Genomic DNA, 20795 nt, shown 5'->3' with positions numbered 1-20795 from the left:
GGCACCGCTGGTCGCCGAGCACGCCTGGGGCGCCCCGACGCAGATGTCGAGCGAGCTGCCGGGCGTGCCCGATCACTTCCAGCGCCTCTGGACGCCGTACCGGATGGTCTACATCCAGCAGGGCCAGATGCCGGAGGAGCACGCCTGCCCGTTCTGCCGCGCGCCCGAGCTCAGCGACGACCAGGGGCTGATCGTCGCGCGCGGCGAGACCTGCTTCGTGCTGCTGAACCTCTACCCGTACAACACCGGCCACATGATGGTCTGCCCGTACCGGCACGTGGGCATGTACGACCAGGCGACCACCGAGGAGGTCGCCGAGATGGCGGTGCTGACGCAGACCGCCATGCGCGTCCTCTCGCAGCTCACCCGCTGCCAGGGCTTCAACATCGGGATGAACCAGGGCCGCATCGCCGGCGCCGGCATCGCCGACCACCTGCACCAGCACATCGTCCCGCGATGGAGCCTGGATTCGAACTTCTTCCCGATCATCGCGAAGACGAAGGCGCTGCCCATCCTGCTGGAGGACATGCGCCAGGACATCCAAGCGGCCTGGCCGGCCTGAGCCGCCAACTGCACGTCAGACACGAGAGACACATCATGACCGAGAACACCACCGGCTCCGCACGCGTCAAGCGCGGGCTCGCCGAGATGCTGAAGGGCGGCGTCATCATGGACGTCGTCACTCCCGAGCAGGCACGCATCGCCGAGGATGCCGGCGCCGTCGCCGTCATGGCGCTCGAGCGCGTCCCCGCCGACATCCGCGCGCAGGGCGGCGTCGCCCGCATGTCCGATCCCGACCTGATCGACGCCATCAAGGCAGAGGTGTCGATCCCGGTGATGGCGAAGGCGCGCATCGGCCACTTCGTCGAGGCGCAGGTGCTCGAGGCGCTCGAGGTCGACTACATCGACGAGTCCGAGGTGCTCAGCCCCGCCGACTACGTCAACCACATCGACAAGTGGCCCTTCACGGTGCCGTTCGTCTGCGGCGCCACCAACCTGGGCGAGGCGCTGCGACGCATCACCGAGGGCGCGGCGATGATCCGCTCGAAGGGCGAGGCCGGCACCGGCGACGTCTCCGAGGCGACCAAGCACATCCGCACCATCAGCGGCGAGATCCGCCGCCTGCAGTCGCTGTCGAAGGACGAGCTGTTCGTCGCCGCCAAGGAGCTGCAGGCGCCGTACGAGCTGGTCGCCGAGGTCGCCGAGCGCGGCTCGCTGCCCGTGGTGCTCTTCGTCGCCGGCGGCGTCGCGACCCCCGCCGACGCGGCGATGATGATGCAGCTGGGCGCCGACGGCGTCTTCGTCGGCTCCGGCATCTTCAAGTCCGGCCAGCCCAAGGCGCGCGCTGCAGCCATCGTCAAGGCGGTGGCCGCGTTCGAGGACCCGAAGGCGATCGCGGATGCCTCCAGGGGCCTCGGTGAGGCGATGGTCGGCATCAACGTGGCCGACCTGCCCGACCCGCACCGCCTCGCAGAGCGCGGCTGGTAGTGGATTCGGGCCGGCGCGGCACGGGGGAGCGCCCCGGCCGCGTCGGCGTCCTCGCCCTGCAGGGCGACGTGCGCGAGCATGTCGCCGTGCTCGAGTCGCTGGGCGCCGAGGTGTCGCTCGTGCGCACCCCGGCGCAGCTCGCCGAGGTCGATGGCCTCGTGCTGCCCGGCGGCGAGTCGAGCGTGATCGACAAGCTCACGCGGCTGTTCGGGCTGCGCGAGCCGATCATCGAGCGCATCGGTGCCGGCATGCCCGTCTACGGCACGTGCGCCGGCCTCATCCTGCTGGCCGACCGCATCCTCGACGGCCTGCCGACGCAGCTGTCGTTCGGCGGTATGGACGTCGACGTGCGGCGCAACGCCTTCGGCAGCCAGGTCGACTCGTTCGAGTCGATGCTCGACGTGCCGCACCTGGGGGAGCCGCCCGTGCACGCGACCTTCATCCGGGCGCCGGTCGTCGAGCGCGTGGGCGCGGGCGTGCAGGTGCTCGCGCGCGTCGACGACCGAGTCGTGGCCGTCGAGCAGGGCGTGCTGCTGGGCACCTCGTTCCACCCGGAGGTCGACGGCGAGACCCGCTTCCACCGCCGCTTCCTCGAGCACGTCGCGCATGTCAGCGGCTCGTGATCTGATGCTCCGGTGATGAGCGCGCTCGGGCGGGTCCCGTGGCAGGCGATGTGGATCGCGCTTGCCATCATCTGGGGCTCGTCGTTCCTGCTGATGAAGCTGGGGCTCGAGGCGCTGCACCCGATGCAGATCGCGACCCTGCGCATCGGCATCGCGGCGATCACCCTCGCGCTGCTCGCCGCGGCCACCCGCACCCGCCTGCCCAAGGACGGCAGGACGTGGGGGCTGCTGGCGGTCTGCTCGTTCTTCCTGACCGCGCTGCCCTTCACCGCGTTCGTGGTCGCCGAGACGCGCATCTCGTCCGCTGCCGCCGGCCTCGGCAACGCGATCACCCCCGTCGCGACGGTGCTGTTCGCGCTGCTGCTGCTGCCGAGCGACCGGCTCACCCCGCGCAAGCTGGTCGCGGTGCTGCTCGGCCTGCTCGGCGTGGTGCTCATCGCGCAGCCGTGGTCGTCCGTCGCCGGGCCCGATGTGCTCGGCTTCGGCATCGCCGTGCTCGGCGGCGCCTCGTACGGCGTCGGCTGGACGCTGAACCGCCGCCTGCTGGCACACACCGAGGTGCCGGGCATCGCGCACCCGACGGCGCTCATGATCACCGGCCTGCCCATGGCGCTGGTGGCGCTCGTCACCTGGAGCCTCATCGAGGGCTGGTCGCCGGTCGCCGTGCACGGCGACCTCGCGAGCCTGCCGCTGGCGCTGCTGGCCGTCATCGCGCTCGGCGCGATCGGCACCGGCGTCGCCTACATCCTGCAGTTCGAGGTGGTGCGTGCCGTCGGGCCCACGGTCTCCGCCACCGTCACCTACCTGATCCCGGTGGTCGCCGTCACCCTCGGTGTGCTGGTGCTGGGGGAGCAGCTCGGCCTCTGGCAGCTGCTCGGCGCGGCGATCGTGATCGGCGCCGGCATCCTCGTCGGGCAGCGGCCGAAGGCGAAGCTGGTCGCACCCGCTTGAGCCGGCGCAGCACGGCTGCTGTCGCGCGGCCTGCTTGAATCGGCACGTGCAGCTCTACTCCCGCAGGCCCGGCCAGGCCACCTGGCAGGTGATCGGCGACCTGGTCGCCGTCGGCACCGTCGCCATCGCTGTCTGGATCTCGCAGCAGGTGCGCGACGCGATCGCCTCGCTCGGCGCCTTCGGCACCCAGATCGAGGATGCCGGCACCGGCTTCTCGACCACGCTGACGGATGCGGGCGAGGCGCTCGCGCAGGTGCCGCTGGTCGGGGAGGGGGTCGCGCAGCCCTTCGTCGACGCGTCGGGATCCGCCGACGACCTGGCGGCGGCCGGCACGGCGCTGCGCGGTGCGATCGAGACGCTCGCGGCCACCGTGGGCACGGCGCTGTGGCTGCTGCCCGTGCTCCTGGTGCTGCTCATCTGGTGCGTCCCGCGGCTGCGATTCGCGCTGCGCGCCGGTGCGAGCAGGCGGCTGGCCGCCACGCACGAGGGTCGCGACCTGCTGGCGCTGCGCGCGCTCGTCAGCCAGCCGACCTCCCGGCTGCTCGCCTCGGTGCAGGATCCGGTCGCCGCCTTCCGGCGCGGCGACGAGACCGCGCTGCGGGCGCTCGCCGCGCTCGAGCTGCGATCCTCGGGCGTCGCCGCGCCCCGCGCACGAGCGGAGGGGCCGGCCTCCTCCGCGTAGGATGGGTGCCCCGACGTCACCGACCAGGAAGCACCATGTCCGGACACTCCAAGTGGGCGACGACGAAGCACAAGAAGGCCGTCATCGACGCCAAGCGTGCCAAGTCGTTCGCGAAGCTCATCAAGAACATCGAGGTCGCCGCCAAGATCGGCGGCGCCGACATGGCAGGCAACCCGACGCTCGTCGACGCCGTGCAGAAGGCGAAGAAGACGAGCGTTCCCAACGACAACATCGACCGCGCGGTCAAGCGCGGCGCCGGGCTCACGGGCGAGTCGATCGAGTACGCGACGATCATGTACGAGGGCTACGGCGTGGGCGGCGTCGCGCTCATGGTCGAGTGCCTCACCGACAACAAGAACCGTGCCGCCGCAGAGGTGCGCACGGCGATGACGCGCAACGGCGGCACCATGGCAGATCCGGGCTCGGTCGCCTACAACTTCAGCCGCAAGGGCGTCGTCTCGGTCACGAAGACCGATGAGGTCACCGAGGACGACATCCTGCTCGCCGTGCTCGACGCCGGCGCCGAGGAGGTCACCGATCAGGGCGGCGGCTTCGAGATCCTCTCGGAGGCGAGCGACGTGGTGGCCGTGCGCACGGCGCTGCAGGAGGCAGGCATCGACTACGACTCGGCGGATGTCGAGTTCGTGCCGAACCTCAAGGTCGAGGTCGACGCAGACACGGCTCGCAAGGTCTTCCGGCTCATCGACGCGCTCGAGGACAGCGACGACGTGCAGAACGTCTACGCCAACTTCGATATCCCGGCAGCGGTGCAGGCGCAGCTCGACGAAGACGACGACGAGTAGCGCCGTGGCGGCGTCGGTGCGGGTCCTCGGCGTCGACCCGGGCCTGACGCGCTGCGGCGTCGGCGTGGTCGACATCGCGCACCGCACGCCCAGCCTCGTGCACGTCGAGGTGCTGCGCTCCGACGCCGACGAGCCGATCGAGCAGCGGCTGCTGCGCATCGCGCGCGGCGTGGAGTCGGCGATCGACGTGCACCGGCCCGACGCCATCGCGCTCGAGCGCGTGTTCGCGCAGGCCAACCTGCGCAGCGTCATGGGCGTCGCGCAGATCTCGGGCATCGTGCTGCGCGCCGCCGCCGAGCGGCAGATCCCCATCTCGCTGCTCACGCCTACCGAGGTCAAGGCGGCGGTCACCGGCTACGGCGCCGCCGACAAGCGCCAGGTGGGCGAGATGGTGCGGCGGCTGCTGCGGCTTGACGCCGCTCCGAAGCCGGCCGACGCGGCGGATGCGCTGGCGATCGCGATCGCGGAGGGCTGGCGCGCTCGGGTGCCGACGGGCGCAGCCGCAGCTGCTACCTCGACGCCGGCGCAACGCGCGTGGGCGGCGGCGGAGGCCGCTGCGAAGAGCGGTCGGCCGCGGCGCTAGCTGCGCGTGCGGCTGCGGCGGTGCTCGCGCATGCCGAACTCGGCAGTGAGCCAGACCGAGAAGCACAGCACGCCGAGGCCGACGAGGAACATCAGCGCCTCGTATCCGGGGGTATCGAACGAGTACCCCATCAGCACGAGGCCGCCGACGAAGAGGAGCATCGTCAGGATCAGGCGGATGACGTTCATGAGCACTCCGTATCGAGCGGGTCCGGGACGTCTTGAACCTATCAGAGCGAGCCCTCCTGCTCGGCGCGGCAGACCATGCGATTCGGCGCCGCCGCCTAGGCTGAGCTGGTGATCTCCAGGCTCGACGGCACCGTCCTCTCCGCCCGCGGTCAGCGGCTGGTGATCGGCGTCGGCGGCCTCGGGTACGCGGTCGCGGTGACGCCGCCGGTCTCGCTCGGCGCCCGCATCGGCAGCCAGATCGCGCTGCACACGCACCTGGTCGTGCGCGAGGACGAGCTCTCGCTCTACGGCTTCGAGACCGAGGCGGAGCTCGAAGTCTTCGAGCTCCTCATCGGCGTGTCGGGCGTGGGCCCGAAGTCGGCGCTCGGCGTGCTGGCGCACCTGACGCCCGACGAGCTCGCGCGCGCCGTCGAGGGTGAGGACGAGCGGGCGTTCAAGGCCGTCAGCGGCATCGGGCCGAAGACCGCCAAGCTGCTCATCCTGCAGCTGAGCGGCAAGCTCGCCGCGCCGGCCGCCGCTGCGACGGCGAAGGGGTCGGATGCGCGGGCCGACGTGCTCACGGCGCTCACGGGCCTCGGGTGGTCCGAGCGCACCGCGAACGATGCGATCGAGCGCGCCGCGGTCGCTGCACCCGACGCCGTCGGCTCGACCGGCACGCTGCTGCGCGCCGCGCTGGCGATCCTCGGTCCTGGAGCGCGGTCGTGACCGACCCCCTGGTCGATCCCGGCGCATCCGCTGACGAGCTCGCCTTCGAGGGCGCCCTGCGCCCGACGAGCCTCGCGGAGTTCGTGGGCCAGCCGAAGGTGAAGGGGCAGCTCGAGGTGCTGCTGCAGGCCGCGCGGCTGCAGGATCGCGCGCCCGACCACATCCTGCTGGCGGGCCCGCCCGGGCTCGGGAAGACCACGCTCGCGACCATCATCGGCGCCGAGACGGGCCGGCCCATCCGCTACTCCTCCGGCCCGGCGATCCAGCACGCGGGCGACCTCGCCGCCGTGCTGTCGGCGCTCGTGCCCGGCGAGGTGCTCTTCATCGACGAGATCCACCGCATGTCGCGCGCGGCGGAGGAGATGCTCTACCTCGCGATGGAGGACTTCCGCGTCGACATCATGGTCGGCAAGGGCGCGGGCGCCTCCTCCATCCCGCTCGAGCTCGCGCCGTTCACGCTCGTCGGTGCGACCACCCGCTCGGGCATGCTGCCGGCGCCGCTGCGCGACCGCTTCGGCTTCACCGCGCATCTGGAGTTCTACGAGACCGCCGACCTCGAGCGGGTGCTGGCGCGCTCCTCTCGGCTGATGGAGCTCTACATCGAGCCCGCGGCGCTGGCCGAGCTCGCCGGCCGCTCCCGCGGCACGCCGCGCATCGCGAACCGGCTGCTGCGCCGGGTGCGCGACTGGCTGCTGGTGCACGCCGGCTCGAGCGACCTGGACGGCGTGCGCGCGGCGCTCGAGCTCTACGACGTCGACGAGGCGGGGCTCGACCGCATCGACCGCGCGGTGCTGCACACGATCGCGCATCGCTTCGCGGGCGGCCCCGTCGGCCTGTCCACGCTGGCGGCGGCGATCGGGGAGGAGGCGGACACGATCGAGTCGGTGGTCGAGCCCTTCCTGGTGCGCGAGGGCCTGATCGGCCGCACGCCGCGCGGCCGCGTCGCGACCCCGACGGGCATGCGGCACGCGCGGGCCGACACGGCGCCCGGCTACAGCGGGGACACCACGCTCGACGGGGTATGATGGTCGCTTGGTCGTGCCCGCAGCTGCGCTCGACGAATCACCCCTGAGAGGCTCTTCCCTACGATGCTGTTCCTGCAGACCGCCGCACCCGCCCAGCAAGGGTTCACGTTCGACCCGCTGACGATCATCATGCTGGTCGTGCTCGCGGCGATGATCTTCTTCATGTTCCGCAGCAACAAGAAGCGCAAGGCGCAGGCCGCGGAGCTGCAGGACAAGATGGTCCCCGGCTCTGAAGTGATGCTGAACTTCGGCCTCTTCGGCGAGCTGCGCGAGATCGATGAGGAGCGCAACGAGGCGCTCGTCGAGATCGCGCCCGGCACCATCGTGCGCGTGCACCGCCAGACGCTGGCCCGCGTGGTCGAGGACCACGCTGAAGAGGCCGAGGTCGTCGAGGATCGCGCGGACGACGCAGGCGACGCAGACCCTCGCGACCGCGCCTGACCCGTGGCGAAGGCTAGGACCAGGGGCGCACGCGCCCTCATCTGGCTCGGCGTCCTGATCGTCGGGCTGTTCGGCGCCAACTTCGCTGCCGTGACGTTCGACCAGGACGGCTCGGCGGCGTGGACGCCCCAGCTCGCGCTCGACCTCGAGGGCGGCACGCAGATCGTGCTCGAGCCGCGGCTCGCAGAGGGCGCCTCGATCTCGCAGGAGCAGCTCGAGCAGGCGGTCGCGATCATCCGCCAGCGCGTCGACGCCTCCGGCATCTCGGAGACCGAGATCACCACGCAGGGTGGTCGCAACATCGTCGTGGCACTGCCGGGCGAGCCCGACGCCCAGACCATGCAGCGGATCCAGGCGAGCGCCAAGATGGAGTTCCGCCCGGTGCTCGCCTCCGCGCAAGCGAACGCGCCCGGTTCGACGCCCGCGCCGGTGGAGACCGACCCGGCGGCAGAGCCGACGGCAGAGCCCGAGAACGCCTGGGACCAGGCGTGGATCACGCCGGCCCTGCAGTCCGAGTTCGCGGCGTTCATGTGCTCGGATGTCGACCCGACGGAGGTCGCCGACCCCGACCAGCCGCTCATCACCTGCTCCAGCGACGGCACCGCCCGCTTCATCCTCGGACCGGTCGCGGTCGACGGCTCGAGCATCGCGGACGCCTCGGTCTCCGCCGCGACCAACTCGCAGGGCCAGGCGACCGGCGGCTGGGGCGTCAACCTCGAGCTCGACGGCGAGGGCCCCGAGAACTTCGAGGCCGTCACGCGCGCCATCACCGGCCTGCCGGAGCCCACGAACCAGTTCGCGGTCGTGCTCGACGCCGCAGTGCTGATGCCGATCACCTCGAACGCCATCATCACCGACGGCAACGCGCAGATCACCGGCGGCTTCTCGCAGGAGGGCGCGCAGAGCCTCGCCGACCAGCTGCGCTTCGGCGCGCTGCCCGTGAGCTTCCAGGTGCAGTCGAACGAGACGATCTCTCCCACCCTGGGTGCGAACCAGCTGCAGGCCGGCCTGATCGCCGGACTCATCGGTCTGCTGTTGGTCGTCGCCTACTCGGTATTCCAGTACCGCGCGCTCGGCGTCGTTGTGGTGCTCTCGCTCGCCGTCGCCGGAGTGCTGACCTACCTCGTGGTGACCTTCCTCTCGAGCACGGAGGGCTACCGCCTCTCGCTCGCGGGGATCGCGGGCCTGGTGATCGCGATCGGCATCACCGCCGACTCGTTCATCGTCTACTTCGAGCGCATCCGCGACGAGCTGCGCGAGGGCAAGCACCTCACTTCGGCGCTCGAGACCGGCTGGAAGCGGGCCTTCCGCACCATCCTGGTCTCCGACGCGGTGAGCTTCCTCTCGGCCGTGATCCTGTTCCTGCTCTCGGTGGGCAACGTGCGCGGCTTCGCCTACACGCTCGGCATCACGACGTTCATCGACATCGTCGTCGTCGCCCTGTTCACGCATCCGCTCCTCCGCCTGCTCGCACGCACGAGGTTCTTCTCGAACGGGCACCCGCTGTCGGGGCTCGACCCGAAGGCGCTGGGCGCGGTCTACCTCGGCCGCGCGAGGTTCCGGGAGCCGGTGCTCGCCGGCAAGGGAGCCAAGTCGGCCAACGAGGCGCAGCGGCGCCAGACCATCGCGGAGCGCAAGGCGCACGCCGCGACGACGGGCAAGGAGTCCTGATGGCATCGCTCACCACCATCGGCAACGAGCTCTACACCGGCGAGCGCTCGATCCCGGTCGTACCCAAGCGCAAGCTGTGGTTCATGGTCACGGCCATCATCCTCATCGTGCTGGCACTGGGCACCGTCGTGCGCGGCGGATTCACCTTCGGGATCGAGTTCACCGGTGGCAGCGAGTTCCGTGTCTCCGGCCTCGAGTCGGCGTCCATCGAACCGGCGACGGAGGCCGTCGAGTCGATCGTGCCCGACTCCGAAGCCCGGGCGGCGACGCTCGGGCAGGACACCGTTCGCGTGCAGACCGACGCTGTCTCCGAAGAGCAGGCGGCCGAGATCCGCGCCTCGCTCGCCGATGCGTACGGGGTCGAGACCGGCGACGTCGCGTTCTCGTACATCGGACCCTCATGGGGCCAGGACGTCTCGCGGCAGGCGCTGCTCGCGCTCGTCGTCTTCCTCGTGCTCGTCTCGATCGTGCTCGCGGTGTACTTCCGCACCTGGAAGATGGCGCTCGCCGCGCTCGCGTCGCTTGCCTTCGACCTGCTGGTCACGGCAGGCGTCTACGGCATCATCGGCTTCGAGGTGACACCCGCGGCGGTGATCGGCTTCCTGACCATCCTCGGCTACTCGCTGTACGACACCGTGGTCGTGTTCGACAAGGTGCGCGAGAACACCGCGCCCGGCACCAGCGGCACCATGCTCGGCCAGATCAACCTGGCGGTCAACCAGACACTCGTCCGATCGATCAACACCTCGATCGTCGCAACCCTGCCGATCGCGTCGATCCTGTTCATCGGCGCCCTGCTGCTGGGCGCCGGCACGCTGCGCGACATCGCGCTCGCGCTGTTCATCGGCACGATCGTCGGCACCTGGTCGTCGATCTTCGTCGCGGCGCCTGTCTATGCTCAACTCAGGCAGAACGACACCATCGGCGATGCGCAAGTCAAGGTCATGCGCGACCAGGGGGCAGTGGTCTGAGCCCACGAGAAGAGGGACGACATGAGCGATGTGCAGGCCACCGGCGGCTTCCGCACGCTTCTGCCGTTCCTCTTCTCGCGCTCGCACCGCGCCGGCGCGGTCGATGAGCTGATCCGGGCCGTCAAGTCGCAGCACCCCAAGGCCGACACGGGCCTCATCCAGCGCGCCTACATCGTCGCCGAGGAGGCGCACCGCGGGCAGTATCGCAAGTCGGGCGAGCCGTACATCACGCACCCGGTGGCGGTCGCGCAGATCCTCGCGGATCTGGGCATCGGCGCGATCACCGTGGCGGCGGCGCTGCTGCACGACACGGTGGAGGACACCACCTACACGCTCGAGCAGTGCCGGGCGGACTTCGGCGACGAGATCGCCATGCTCGTCGACGGCGTCACGAAGCTCGACAAGCTCAAGTATGGGCAGAGCGCGCAGGCCGAGACGGTGCGCAAGATGGTCGTCGCGATGTCCAAGGACATCCGTGTGCTCGTCATCAAGCTCGCCGACCGGCTGCACAACGCCCGCACCTGGGGCTTCGTCTCCGACGAGTCTGCCCAGCGGAAGGCGCGCGAGACGATCGAGATCTACGCGCCGCTGGCGCACCGGCTCGGCATCCAGACCATCAAGGTCGAGCTCGAGGACCTCTCGTTCGCGGTGCTGCAGCCGAAGGTGTACCTCGAGATCAAGAACCTGGTGGATGCCCGAGCCCCCGAGCGGGAGCGCTACCTCGACGAGGTCGTCGCGGGGCTCAGCGACGACATGCGGGCAGCGAAGATCCGTGGCCGCATCGCCGGGCGACCGAAGCAGTACTACTCGATCTACACGAAGATGCAGGTGCGCGGGCACGACTTCGGCGACATCTACGACCTCGTGGGCGTGCGCGTCATCGTGCCCTCGGTGCGCGACTGCTACGCGGTGCTGGGCTCGATCCACGCCCGCTGGCAGCCGATGCCGGGCCGCCTGAAGGACTACATCGCGACGCCGAAGTTCAACCTCTACCAGTCGCTCCACACCACCGTCATCGGCCCGCGAGGGCACCACGTGGAGATCCAGATCCGCACCGAGGAGATGCACCGCCGCGCCGAGTACGGCGTGGCGGCGCACTGGAAGTACAAGCAGGGCGGCGGCGGCGAGATGTCGTCCACCGACATGGCGTGGCTGCAGCACATCAACGACTGGCAGGAGGAGACCACCGATCCGGGTGAGTTCCTCGACTCGCTGCGCTTCGAGATCGGCGCCAAGGAGCTCTACGTCTTCACGCCCAAGGGCAAGGTCATCGGGCTGCCGGCCGGCGCGACCCCGGTCGACTTCGCCTATGCGGTGCACACCGAGGTCGGCCACCGCACGATGGGCGGCAAGGTCAACGGCAGGCTCGTGCCGCTCGACACGAAGCTCACCACCGGCGACGTCGTCGAGGTGCTCACCTCGAAGAACCCAGACGCCGGGCCGAGCCAGGACTGGCAGGGATTCGTCACCTCGCCCCGTGCGCGCAGCAAGATCCGGCAGTGGTTCCAGCGCGAGCGCCGCGACGAGGCCGTCGAGGTGGGGAAGGAGGCTATCGCGAAGGCGATGCGCCGCCACGACCTGCCGATGCAGAAGCTCATGGGGCGGGATGCCTTCGCGCAGGTCGCGGCGCAGCTCAAGCACGACGATGTCGCCGGCCTCTACGCGGCGGTCGGGGAGGGCCACGTCTCGACGCAGTCGGTGCTCGAGAAGGTGGTCGCCTTCATCCGCGCCGAGGAGGGCACCGCCGACGACGACCCGGCGCCCGTCCTGCCGAGCACCAGAGCCGCGCGGCCCTCCTCGAGCGGCTCAGGCGTGCTCGTGCGCGGCGCCGACGACATCCTCGTCAAGCTCTCCAAGTGCTGCGCACCCGTGCCGGGCGATGACATCGTCGGGTTCGTCACCCGCGGACAGGGCGTCAGCGTGCACCAGCGCAGCTGCCCGAACGTGCAGGGCCTGCTCGCGGAGCCCGAGCGCATGATCGAGGTCGAGTGGGCGGCGGTGTCGAAGGGATTGTTCCTGGTCAACATCCAGGTCGAGGCGCTCGACCGCTCGGCGCTCCTGAGCGACATCACTCGGGCGCTCAGCGAGCACCACGTCAACATCCTCTCGGCGAGCGTGCACACCGGCACCGACCGCCTCGCGATCAGCCGCTTCGCGTTCGAGATGGGCGATGTGACGCACCTCGAGAACGTGCTGAACGCCGTGCGCCGCATCGACGGCGTCTACGACGTCTACCGCATCACGACCGGCTGACGCTGCACCCGGCCGGGCACCGCATCCGCCCGAGACGCGGAACGGCCGGCCCCGAAGGACCGGCCGCTCGACGCGCTTGACTCAGCCGGCGGCGGCGACCACCTGAAGCCAGGACCGCTTGGTCTCGAGCTCAGCCTCGATCTCGGCCTTGCGCTTCGCGTCCTTCGCTGCGGCCAGCTCGCCCTCGAGCTTCTCGATGGCGTCCTCGAGCTGCCCGGCGAGGCCCTCCGAACGCGCCTTCCGCTCGGGGTTGTGGCTCTTCCAGTGCTGCTCGTCGAGCTCGCGCACGTGCGTCTCGATCTTGCGCATGCGGTCCTCGACCTCGCGCAGCGCCTCGCGGGGCACGCGGCCGATCTCGTCCCAGCGCTGCTGGATGCTGATGAGCGCGTCGCGGGCGGCGGCGCGGTCCTTCAGCTCGAGGATCGGCGCGGCCTGGTCGAGCAGCTCGCGCTTCGCGACCAGGTTGGCCGTGTACTCCTCGTTGTCGACGGCGACCTGCTCGGACTTCGCCTCGAAGAGGACGTCGCCGGCCTCCTTGAACTGCGCCCACAGCGCGTCGTCGATCTTGCGGCCCGCGCGGCCAGCGGCCTTCCACTGGTCGAGCAGCGCACGGTAGGCGGGGATGCCGTCGGCGCCCTTCGGCGCGAGCGCCTGCGCCTGCTCGACGAGTGCTTGCTTGCGCGCGCGGACGTCCTTGTGGGAGGCGTCGAGCTCGGCGAAGAACTTGCGGCGAGCGGTCTCGAGCGTGCTGCGGGCATCGCGGAAGCGCTTCCAGAGCGCGTCGGCCTGACCCTTCGGCACGCGTGGGCCGTCCTTCTGCAGGCGCTGCCAGTCGGCGAAGAGCAGATCGACCTGCTGCATCATCTGCTTCCACTGCACGTCGGCGAGGTCACCGGCCGCCAGCTGCTCGATCGACTCGACGACGCGCGCGCGCTCGGCGATCGACGCGTCGAGCTCGGCCTTGCTGGCCGCCTGCTGCTCGGCCTCGAGCTGACCGAGCTCGCCGCGCAGCGCATCGAGGCGCGTGAGCAGCGAGGCGGTGTCGCCGACGGCGCTGGCGCCCACGACGGCGTCGTGCAGGTGCGACGCGGCCTTCGCGACGTCCTTGGCGTTCGCGCCGCCGCGGATGCGCTGCTCGAGCAGGCGCACCTGGCCCTCGAGCTCGGCGAACTTGCGCTCGAAGTAGGCGAGCGCCTCCTCGGGCGTCGCGTCGGGGAACTGCCCCACCACGCGCCAGGCGTCGCCGTCCTTGACCGCGACCGTGCCGGCGGCGTCGACGCGGCCCAGGCCGCGCTCGATGACGGGCTCGCCCATGCTCGGCCCCTCGGCCTGCGCGGGTGCGGGAGTCTCGGTCTCGACCGGCGCAGCGGCCTCTGCCGCAGGTGCCTCTGCCTGGTCAGCGGGCGCTGCAGACGCCTCAGGGGCGGCAGGCGCCGCAGGCTTCGCGGTCGGCGCCTGAGGCTCGGCGGCAGGTGCCGCGGGCTTCGCGACAGGAGCCTCAGGCTCGGCGACAGGAGCCTCAGGCTCGGCGACAGGAGCCTCAGGCTCGGCGGCATGTGCCGCAGGCTCGGCGGCAGGTGCTGCGGGCTGCGCGGGCGCGGCGGTGTCGGCAGCGAGTGCCTCCTCCTCGGCGACCGGGGCATCGGTGACGGCCTGCGCCGTGTCGGGCACTGCCTCCGCGCTCGGCTCAGCGACCGCCGCGGCAGCGTCGGCGCTGGTCTCGGTGGTCTCGGGCGCGACCTCCTCAGCAGGCTGCTGCTGGGCGTCGGCGTCGGTGGGCTGGATGGGCTCGGGCATGACGGAGTCTCTCGTACGAGGGAACGGGCAGGACGAGCCTAGCGCGGTGGGCGCTCGGCTACTGCAGGACGAAGTCGTCGATCGTGACCGGCTCAGCGGGCGCTCCGTCGGGCTGGTCGTCGACGGTGCCGTTGGCGATCACCTGCTCCTGCAGCTGATCGAGGCCGGAGGTGACCTGGCCGATGACGGTGTAGCCGCCGGCGGCGTCGGCGGGGATGGTGGTATCGCCGTAGACGATGAAGAACTGGTGGCCGTTCGAGTCGGCGTTGCCGCCCTGACGGGCCATGGCGATCGTGCCCTCGACGTAGACGTCGTCCGCCGGTGCGTTCTCGATCGGGCCGTACATGAACGACGGGTCGCCGGAGCCCTGGCCGTCGACCGAGCCGCACTGCAGCACGCTGAAGCCCTCGCTGGTCGTCAGGCGGTGGCACGTCTTGCCGTCGTAGTAGTCGCGCTGCGTGTCGAAGAGCACCGACGACACCGCCTGCGGTGCGAGCGCGGCGTCGAGCTCGACACCGAGGTCGATGCCGTTGAGCGTCATCGTGCCCGTCCAGGTGCGATCCTCGGCGAGCGAGGCGTCCGGCACCTCCGACTCGGGGGCTGCGGGCTCGCTGGCCGCGGGCTCGCTGGCGGCGGGCGGAGCCGTCTCCTCAGGGGCGGCCGGCGGCTGCACGAGCGAGAGCAGTCCGATGCCGCCGAACAGCACCACAGCGGCGAGCACGCCACCGATCACCGAATCGCGCGTCTGGCGGCGCTGTCTGCGATCGTTCACGGTCTGCCGTGCGCGATAGTCGCGGACGCGCCGCTCCTGCTCCTGCTTCGTGACCACGGGGTCTCCTCGTCTGCCTGCCGCGCTGGCTTGCCGGATACGGAATGGGCGCGCGACCGGCGTTCAGGCTACCGGCTCGACCGCATTCGGGCCGACAGCCGTCTGGGCGCGTCAGCGCGCACGCCTAGCATGGAGGCATGGCCAGGGGGACGACAGCGCCGCTCGCGGTGCGCATGCGCCCGACGAGCCTCGACGAGGTCGTCGGCCAGCGGCATCTGCTTGGTCCCGGCTCGCCGCTGCGCAGGCTCGCGGCGCCCAGCGACGGCGCGAGCGGCCAGAGCGTCATCCTCTGGGGGCCGCCCGGCACCGGCAAGACGACGCTCGCGCAGTCGATCGCGCACACCTCCGACCGCCGCTTCGTCGAGCTGAGCGCCGTCAGCGCCGGCGTCAAGGACGTGCGGCAGGTGATGGAGGACTCGCTCAACCAGCGCGACCTGTTCGGCCAGTCGACCGTGCTCTTCCTCGACGAGATCCACCGCTTCACGAAGGCGCAGCAGGATGCGCTGCTGCCCGGGGTCGAGCAGGGCTGGGTGACGCTCATCGCAGCCACCACCGAGAACCCGTCGTTCAGCATCATCACTCCGCTGCTCTCGCGCTCACTGCTGCTGACGCTCGAGCCGCTCGAGGATGCCGACATCGCCGAGCTCGTCGACCGCGCCATCGCCGATCCGCGCGGCTTCGGCTCCCGGATCGCACTCGAGACGGAAGCGAAGGCCCAGCTCATCCGGCTGTCCTCCGGCGATGCCCGCCGCGCCCTCACTGCGCTCGAGGCCGCCGGCGCGCACGCGCTCGAGGCTGCCGGCGCGCACGCGCTCGAGGCTGCGGAGCAGGCCGAGCGGCCGGAGGAAGAGACGGATGCGCCCGCGACCGTGACCGCGGAGGCCCTCGCGAGCGCGGTCGACCGGGCGCTGCTGCGCTACGACCGGCAGGGCGACGAGCACTACGACGTGATCTCCGCGTTCATCAAGTCCGTGCGCGGCTCCGATCCCGACGCCTCGCTGCACTACTTGGCGCGCATGATCGAGGCGGGGGAGGATCCGCGCTTCATCGCCCGCCGCATCATCGTGCTCGCGAGCGAGGACATCGGCATGGCCGACCCCCAGGGCCTCGTGATCGCGACGGCGGCCGCGACTGCCGTGCAGATGATCGGCATGCCCGAGGGTCGCATCCCGCTCGCCGAGGCGACGGTCTACCTGGCGACCGCGCCGAAGTCGAACCGCTCCTACAAGGGGATGGATGCGGCGATCGCCGACGTGCGCGCCGGCGACTTCGGCCGGGTGCCGACGCATCTGCGCGACGCGCACTACCCGGGTGCGAAGCGGCTCGGCCATGGCAAGGACTACCGCTACGCGCACGATGCGCCGCACGGCGTCGCCGCGCAGCAGTACCTGCCCGACCCGCTCGTCGGCCGGCGCTACTACGAGGCCGGCCAGCACGGCTTCGAGCGCGACGTCGCTGCGCGGCTCGAGCGCATCCGCAAGATCCTGGGCGGCGAACGCTGATCTGCTAGAGTTGTCGACGGCCTATTCGGCGGCAGCATGCTGTCCTGGCCCGCAACCCTCCTTAAGCCCCGGCACTCCGCCGCGGCAGCCGCTCGCGCGGCAGCGACTCAGCGAAGGAAGTCATGTCCACGAAGTCCCGTTCCCGTTCGAAGGTGCGCCTCTCGCGCGCACTCGGCGTCGCCCTCACCCCGAAGGCGGCCCGCTACCTCGAGAAGCGTCCCTATGGCCCCGGCCAGCACGGCCGCACCAAGCGCAAGGCTGACAGCGACTACGCCGTCCGTCTGCGCGAGAAGCAGCGTCTGAGGGCCCAGTACGGGCTCCGCGAGGCGCAGCTGCGCATCGTCTTCAACGAGGCTCGTCGCCAGCGCGGCCTGACCGGTGAGAACCTGGTCGAGCTGCTCGAGATGCGGCTGGACGCGCTCGTGCTGCGCGCCGGCTTCGCCCGCACCACCTCGCAGGCCCGCCAGCTCGTCGTGCACCGTCACATCATCGTCGACGGCCAGCGCGTCGACCGCCCGTCCTTCCGCGTGAAGGAGGGTCAGACCATCGGCGTGCACGTGCGCAGCGAGGGCATGGAGCCCTTCCAGGTCGCAGCCGCCGGCGGTCACGCCCAGGTGCTGCCCCCGGTGCCGCCGTACCTCGACGTGCAGCTCGACCGCCTGCAGGCGCGCCTCGTGCGCCGCCCCAAGCGCGCCGAGGTGCCCGTCGTCGCCGACGTGCAGCTCGTCGTCGAGTACTACGCCGCTCGCTGACCGGCGCTTGAGGAGGGGCCGCCAGGTGGCGGCCCCTCTTCGTCGTTAGACTGAGTCGCCCCGCCATCGAACCCGGTGCGGGGCAAGCGAGACACGAGAGGGACCCCGCTGTGAAGAAGCTCCTGTTCCTGGCCGTCGGCGTCGTCATCGGCGTCTTCGCCGCACGCCGCATCGAGGAGACCGAGAAGGGCAAGGCATTCCTCGACAGCGTCGACGACCGCTCCCGCGAGTTCTCGGATGCCGTCAAGGACGGCTACCAGGCTCGCGACCGCGAGCTGCGAGGCGAGTGAGACGACCCGATCCGAGCCCGGGCGCGATCATGCGCCCGGGCTCGTCAGGCCCCGCACGGGGTCGGAGAGACCTGAGTTGATGCAGACCGCAGAGATCCACAGCCGCTTCCTGCAGCACTTCGAGCAGCGCGGCCACACCATCGTCCCCTCGGCGTCGCTCGTGAGCGACGACCCCGCGATCATGTTCACGATCGCCGGCATGGTGCCCTTCATCCCGTACCTCTCCGGCCGGGTGCCCGCCCCCTGGGCCCGCGTCGCGGACGTGCAGAAATGCATCCGCACCAATGACATCGAGGAGGTCGGCCGCACGCCGCGGCACGGCACCTTCTTCCAGATGGCCGGCAACTGGTCGTTCGGCGACTACTTCAAGCGCGAGGCCATCCAGTACGCGTGGGAGCTGCTCACCGGGCCCGAGTCCGACGGCGGCTACGAGTTCGATCCGGCCAGGCTGTGGGCGACGGTCTACGAGACCGACGACGAGGCAGAGCGCCTCTGGCTCGAGCTCACCGACATCCCGGCCGAGCGCATCCAGCGCCTCGGCCTCGAGGACAACTACTGGATGACCGGGCAGCCCGGTCCCGCCGGCCCCGACTCTGAGATCTTCTACGACCTGGGCCCCGAGTACGGCCCCGAGGGCGGTCCCGCCACCGGCCACGACCGCTACGTGGAGATCTGGAACCTCGTCTTCATGCAGGACGAGATCGCCGACGTGCGCTCGAAGACCGAGTTCACGATCGTGCGCGAGCTGCCGAGCAAGAACATCGACACCGGCATGGGGCTCGAGCGCATCGCCTTCCTCAAGCAGGGCGTGCAGAACATGTACGAGATCGACCAGGTGCGGCCCGTGCTCGATCTCGCCAGCGAGCTCTCCGGCCGCCGCTACGGCGCCGAGCACGAGGACGACGTGCGGATGCGCGTGGTCGCCGACCACGTGCGCTCGTCGCTCATGCTGATGGGCGACGGCGTCACCCCCGGCAACGAGGGGCGCGGCTACATCCTGCGCCGCCTGATGCGCCGCTCCATCCGCAGCATGCGGCTGCTGGGCGTGCACGAGGCGACGTTCCCGACGCTCTTCCGCGCCAGCTTCGACGCCATGTCGACCGCCTACCCCGAGCTGCAGGAGTCGTACGGCCGCATCGAGCGACTGGCGATCGCCGAGGAGCAGACCTTCCTGAAGACGCTCGAGGCGGGCTCGACCGTGCTCGACCTCGCGATGGCGGATGTGCGGGGGGATTCCGGCCACACGGTGCCCGGCAAGACCGCCTTCCTGCTGCACGACACCTACGGCTTCCCGATCGACCTGACGATGGAGATCGCCGAGGAGGCCGGCCTCGCCGTCGACCGCTCGAGCTTCGAGACGCTCATGAGCGAGCAGCGCACGCGCGCCAAGGCCGACGCCAAGTCGCGCCGCCGCCAGCTTGCCGACCTCTCGGTCTACTCCGAGCTGCGCGGCAAGGGGGAGACGGCGTTCCTCGGCTACGACGAGCTGCAGGCCGACGGCGAGGTGGTCGGCATCATCGCCGATGGCGCGCAGGTCGCCTCGGCCGGCGTCGACCAGGAGGTGGAGGTGGTGCTCACCGCCACCTCGCTCTACGCCGAGTCCGGCGGGCAGGACAGCGACCAGGGCCGCCTCGTCGGCCCCGGCTTCGAGGCCGACGTGCTCGACGTGCAGCGGCCCGTGCAGGGACTCATCAGCCACACCGTGCGCGTGACCAGCGGCGAGATCGCCGTCGGCGACGTCGCGCACGCGGTGGTCGACCCGCTCTACCGCCGCGGCGCGAACCGCGCCCACTCTGCCACCCACCTCGTGCACGCGGCGCTGCGCCAGCTGCTCGGCCCCGACGCCGTGCAGGCCGGTTCCTACAACAAGGCCGGCTACATGCGCCTCGACTTCTCGTGGTCGAGCCCGCTCTCGAGCGAGATGCGGCAGGAGCTCGAGGGCATCGCCAACACCGCCATCAGCGACGACCTGCCGGTCGAGACCCGCGTGATGCCGCTGGATGAGGCGAAGGCGCTCGGCGCGATGTCGCTCTTCGGCGAGAAGTACGGCAGCACGGTGCGCATGGTCGACATCGGCGGCCCGTGGTCGCGCGAGCTCTGCGGCGGCACGCACGTCGGCGCCTCCAGCCAGGTCGGCCTCATCTCGATCACGAGCGAGGCGAGCGTCGGCTCGAGCGCGCGTCGCGTCGAGGCGGCCGTGGGGGCGGATGCGTTCCAGCAGCTGGTCGCGGAGCGCACCCTGGTGAGCGAGCTCACCTCGATGCTGAAGACGCCGAAGGAGCAGCTGCCCGGCAGGATCCAGGAGATCGTCGCCTCGCTCAAGACCGCCGAGAAGCGCATCGCCGAGTTCGAGTCGAAGCAGCTCGCCGGCCGCGTGCAGCCGATCGCCGACGCCGCCGAGCGGGTCGGCGACGTGCGCCTGGCGGCGGTCGACCTCGGTGCGGTCGGCTCGGCCGACGACCTGCGCTCGCTCGCCGGCCAGGTGCGCGAGCGCCTCGGCGCCGAGCCGGCGGTGATCGCGATCGGCGGCGCCGTCGACGGCAAGCCGGCCATCGTCGTCGCGACCAACCAGGCTGCCCGTGACGCCGGTCGCGCTGCCGGTCCGCTCGCGAAGGCGGCTGCCGGCGTGCTCGGCGGCGGCGGCGGCGGCAAGCCCGACATGGCGCAGGGCGGTGGGCAGGACGCGAGCGCGATGCCCGCGGCGCTGCTCGCGGTGCGCGAGGGGCTGAGCCGCTGAGCGGCCACGAGACCGTGAGCGCGGGCACGATGCGGGCGGGGGTGCGGATCGGCGTCGACGTGGGCAGGGCCCGCGTCGGTGTGGCCCGCTGCGACCGTGACGGCCTGCTGGCGACGCCGGTGGAGACGATCCAGCGCGCGAGCGTCGACGTCGTCGCCCGGCTGCGGGAGATCGCTGCCGAGCTGAGCGCGGTCGAGGCCGTCGTCGGGCTGCCGATCTCGCTCTCGGGCGGTGACACTCCCAGCACCCAGGACGCGCGCGAGATGGCGGCACAGCTCGCCGCCAGCATGCCCGTGCGGCTCGTGGACGAGCGGCTCTCGACCGTGACCGCCTCGGCCGGCATGCGCGCATCCGGCAAGTCGACGCGCCAGCAGCGCGCCACGATCGATCAGGCGGCCGCGGTCGTCATCCTGCAGCACGCGCTCGACAGCGAGCGCGCATCCGGGCGGGCCCCCGGCGAGCTGCTCACCGACGGCGGCGCAGCCGCACAGCGAGAGGGCTGAC

21 protein-coding genes are annotated in these 20795 nt (G+C 71.2%); 18 read left to right on the top strand and 3 right to left on the bottom strand.

What is annotated here, in order from left to right; all coding sequences use genetic code 11:
* The first annotated feature begins 43 nt into the window (after window positions 1-43).
* From J1M46_RS04920 to ruvC, 7 genes are read left to right on the top strand one after another with little or no spacing between them, the layout of a single operon-like run.
* The gene (locus J1M46_RS04920) at window positions 44-562 is read left to right on the top strand and encodes an HIT family protein (RefSeq protein ID WP_092919857.1); all 519 of its coding nucleotides are present in this window, start codon (window positions 44-46) and stop codon (window positions 560-562) included.
* A 35-nt stretch (window positions 563-597) separates the two neighbouring features.
* Window positions 598-1488: a pyridoxal 5'-phosphate synthase lyase subunit PdxS gene (gene pdxS, locus J1M46_RS04915; protein ID WP_206446815.1), complete on the top strand. Its 891-nt coding sequence runs from the start codon at window positions 598-600 to the stop codon at window positions 1486-1488.
* Window positions 1488-2111 carry a pyridoxal 5'-phosphate synthase glutaminase subunit PdxT gene (gene pdxT, locus J1M46_RS04910; RefSeq protein ID WP_206446814.1) on the top strand — a complete coding sequence of 208 codons (624 nt, stop codon included), beginning with the start codon at window positions 1488-1490 and terminating at the stop codon, window positions 2109-2111. The genes pdxS and pdxT overlap by 1 nt, the downstream gene beginning before the upstream one ends.
* Window positions 2112-2126: 15 nt before the next feature.
* Window positions 2127-3062, top strand: coding sequence for a DMT family transporter (locus J1M46_RS04905; RefSeq protein ID WP_206446813.1), 936 nt, complete (start codon window positions 2127-2129; stop codon window positions 3060-3062).
* Between the two features lie 46 nt (window positions 3063-3108).
* Complete coding sequence (locus J1M46_RS04900) at window positions 3109-3744, top strand: hypothetical protein (protein ID WP_206446812.1); 636 nt, start codon at window positions 3109-3111, stop codon at window positions 3742-3744.
* A gap of 35 nt (window positions 3745-3779) precedes the next feature.
* Window positions 3780-4547, top strand: coding sequence for a YebC/PmpR family DNA-binding transcriptional regulator (locus tag J1M46_RS04895; RefSeq protein ID WP_206446811.1), 768 nt, complete (start codon window positions 3780-3782; stop codon window positions 4545-4547).
* 4 nt (window positions 4548-4551) lie between these two features.
* Entirely contained in the window at window positions 4552-5130 is a 579-nt protein-coding gene (ruvC, locus tag J1M46_RS04890) for a crossover junction endodeoxyribonuclease RuvC (RefSeq protein ID WP_206446810.1), read from the top strand.
* On the opposite strand, the gene J1M46_RS04885 is transcribed toward ruvC, so the two are convergent.
* Window positions 5127-5318 carry a hypothetical protein gene (locus J1M46_RS04885; RefSeq protein WP_206446809.1) on the bottom strand — a complete coding sequence of 64 codons (192 nt, stop codon included), beginning with the start codon at window positions 5316-5318 and terminating at the stop codon, window positions 5127-5129. The two genes, ruvC and J1M46_RS04885, sit on opposite strands and share 4 nt — an antisense overlap.
* Window positions 5319-5426: 108 nt before the next feature.
* Here J1M46_RS04885 and ruvA point away from each other — a divergent pair, with 108 nt between their 5' ends.
* The 6 genes from ruvA (at window position 5427) to J1M46_RS04855 (ending at window position 12384) form a co-directional block, all read left to right on the top strand.
* Window positions 5427-6023 carry a Holliday junction branch migration protein RuvA gene (gene ruvA / locus J1M46_RS04880; protein ID WP_206446808.1) on the top strand — a complete coding sequence of 199 codons (597 nt, stop codon included), beginning with the start codon at window positions 5427-5429 and terminating at the stop codon, window positions 6021-6023.
* On the top strand, window positions 6020-7048 hold the full coding sequence (gene ruvB, locus J1M46_RS04875) for a Holliday junction branch migration DNA helicase RuvB (RefSeq protein ID WP_206446807.1): 1029 nt from the start codon (window positions 6020-6022) through the stop codon (window positions 7046-7048). The genes ruvA and ruvB overlap by 4 nt, the downstream gene beginning before the upstream one ends.
* Window positions 7049-7111: 63 nt before the next feature.
* Window positions 7112-7489: a preprotein translocase subunit YajC gene (locus J1M46_RS04870; protein WP_206446806.1), complete on the top strand. Its 378-nt coding sequence runs from the start codon at window positions 7112-7114 to the stop codon at window positions 7487-7489.
* A 3-nt stretch (window positions 7490-7492) separates the two neighbouring features.
* Window positions 7493-9160: a protein translocase subunit SecD gene (secD, locus tag J1M46_RS04865; RefSeq protein WP_206446805.1), complete on the top strand. Its 1668-nt coding sequence runs from the start codon at window positions 7493-7495 to the stop codon at window positions 9158-9160.
* A complete protein-coding gene (gene secF, locus J1M46_RS04860) occupies window positions 9160-10131 on the top strand; it encodes a protein translocase subunit SecF (protein WP_206446804.1) in 972 nt (323 codons plus the stop codon). The genes secD and secF overlap by 1 nt, the downstream gene beginning before the upstream one ends.
* A gap of 21 nt (window positions 10132-10152) precedes the next feature.
* Window positions 10153-12384 carry a RelA/SpoT family protein gene (locus J1M46_RS04855; RefSeq protein WP_206446803.1) on the top strand — a complete coding sequence of 744 codons (2232 nt, stop codon included), beginning with the start codon at window positions 10153-10155 and terminating at the stop codon, window positions 12382-12384.
* Window positions 12385-12465: 81 nt separating this feature from the next.
* On the opposite strand, the gene J1M46_RS04850 is transcribed toward J1M46_RS04855, so the two are convergent.
* Entirely contained in the window at window positions 12466-14181 is a 1716-nt protein-coding gene (locus J1M46_RS04850; protein ID WP_206446802.1) for a DUF349 domain-containing protein, read from the bottom strand.
* Between the two features lie 58 nt (window positions 14182-14239).
* Window positions 14240-15010 carry a peptidylprolyl isomerase gene (locus J1M46_RS04845; RefSeq protein ID WP_206446801.1) on the bottom strand — a complete coding sequence of 257 codons (771 nt, stop codon included), beginning with the start codon at window positions 15008-15010 and terminating at the stop codon, window positions 14240-14242.
* Window positions 15011-15147: 137 nt separating this feature from the next.
* On the opposite strand from J1M46_RS04845, the gene J1M46_RS04840 reads away from it, so the two are divergent.
* From J1M46_RS04840 to ruvX, 5 genes are all read left to right on the top strand, one after another.
* Window positions 15148-16512 (top strand): replication-associated recombination protein A, encoded by a 1365-nt coding sequence (locus J1M46_RS04840; protein ID WP_206446800.1) that lies wholly within the window; start codon window positions 15148-15150, stop codon window positions 16510-16512.
* Window positions 16513-16634: 122 nt separating this feature from the next.
* Window positions 16635-17264 (top strand): 30S ribosomal protein S4, encoded by a 630-nt coding sequence (gene rpsD, locus J1M46_RS04835; protein ID WP_206446799.1) that lies wholly within the window; start codon window positions 16635-16637, stop codon window positions 17262-17264.
* 110 nt (window positions 17265-17374) lie between these two features.
* Window positions 17375-17554, top strand: coding sequence for a hypothetical protein (locus tag J1M46_RS04830; protein WP_206446798.1), 180 nt, complete (start codon window positions 17375-17377; stop codon window positions 17552-17554).
* 79 nt (window positions 17555-17633) lie between these two features.
* Window positions 17634-20291 carry an alanine--tRNA ligase gene (gene alaS / locus J1M46_RS04825; protein WP_206446797.1) on the top strand — a complete coding sequence of 886 codons (2658 nt, stop codon included), beginning with the start codon at window positions 17634-17636 and terminating at the stop codon, window positions 20289-20291.
* Between the two features lie 29 nt (window positions 20292-20320).
* Window positions 20321-20794, top strand: coding sequence for a Holliday junction resolvase RuvX (ruvX, locus tag J1M46_RS04820; protein WP_206448584.1), 474 nt, complete (start codon window positions 20321-20323; stop codon window positions 20792-20794).
* The last annotated feature ends 1 nt before the right edge of the window (window position 20795 follow it).

This window comes from Agrococcus sp. KRD186, from assembly GCF_017168255.1.
Lineage (GTDB): Bacteria > Actinomycetota > Actinomycetes > Actinomycetales > Microbacteriaceae > Agrococcus.
Note: the sequence above shows the minus strand (reverse complement) of the source record. Positions and strands in the feature narration are given on the sequence as shown.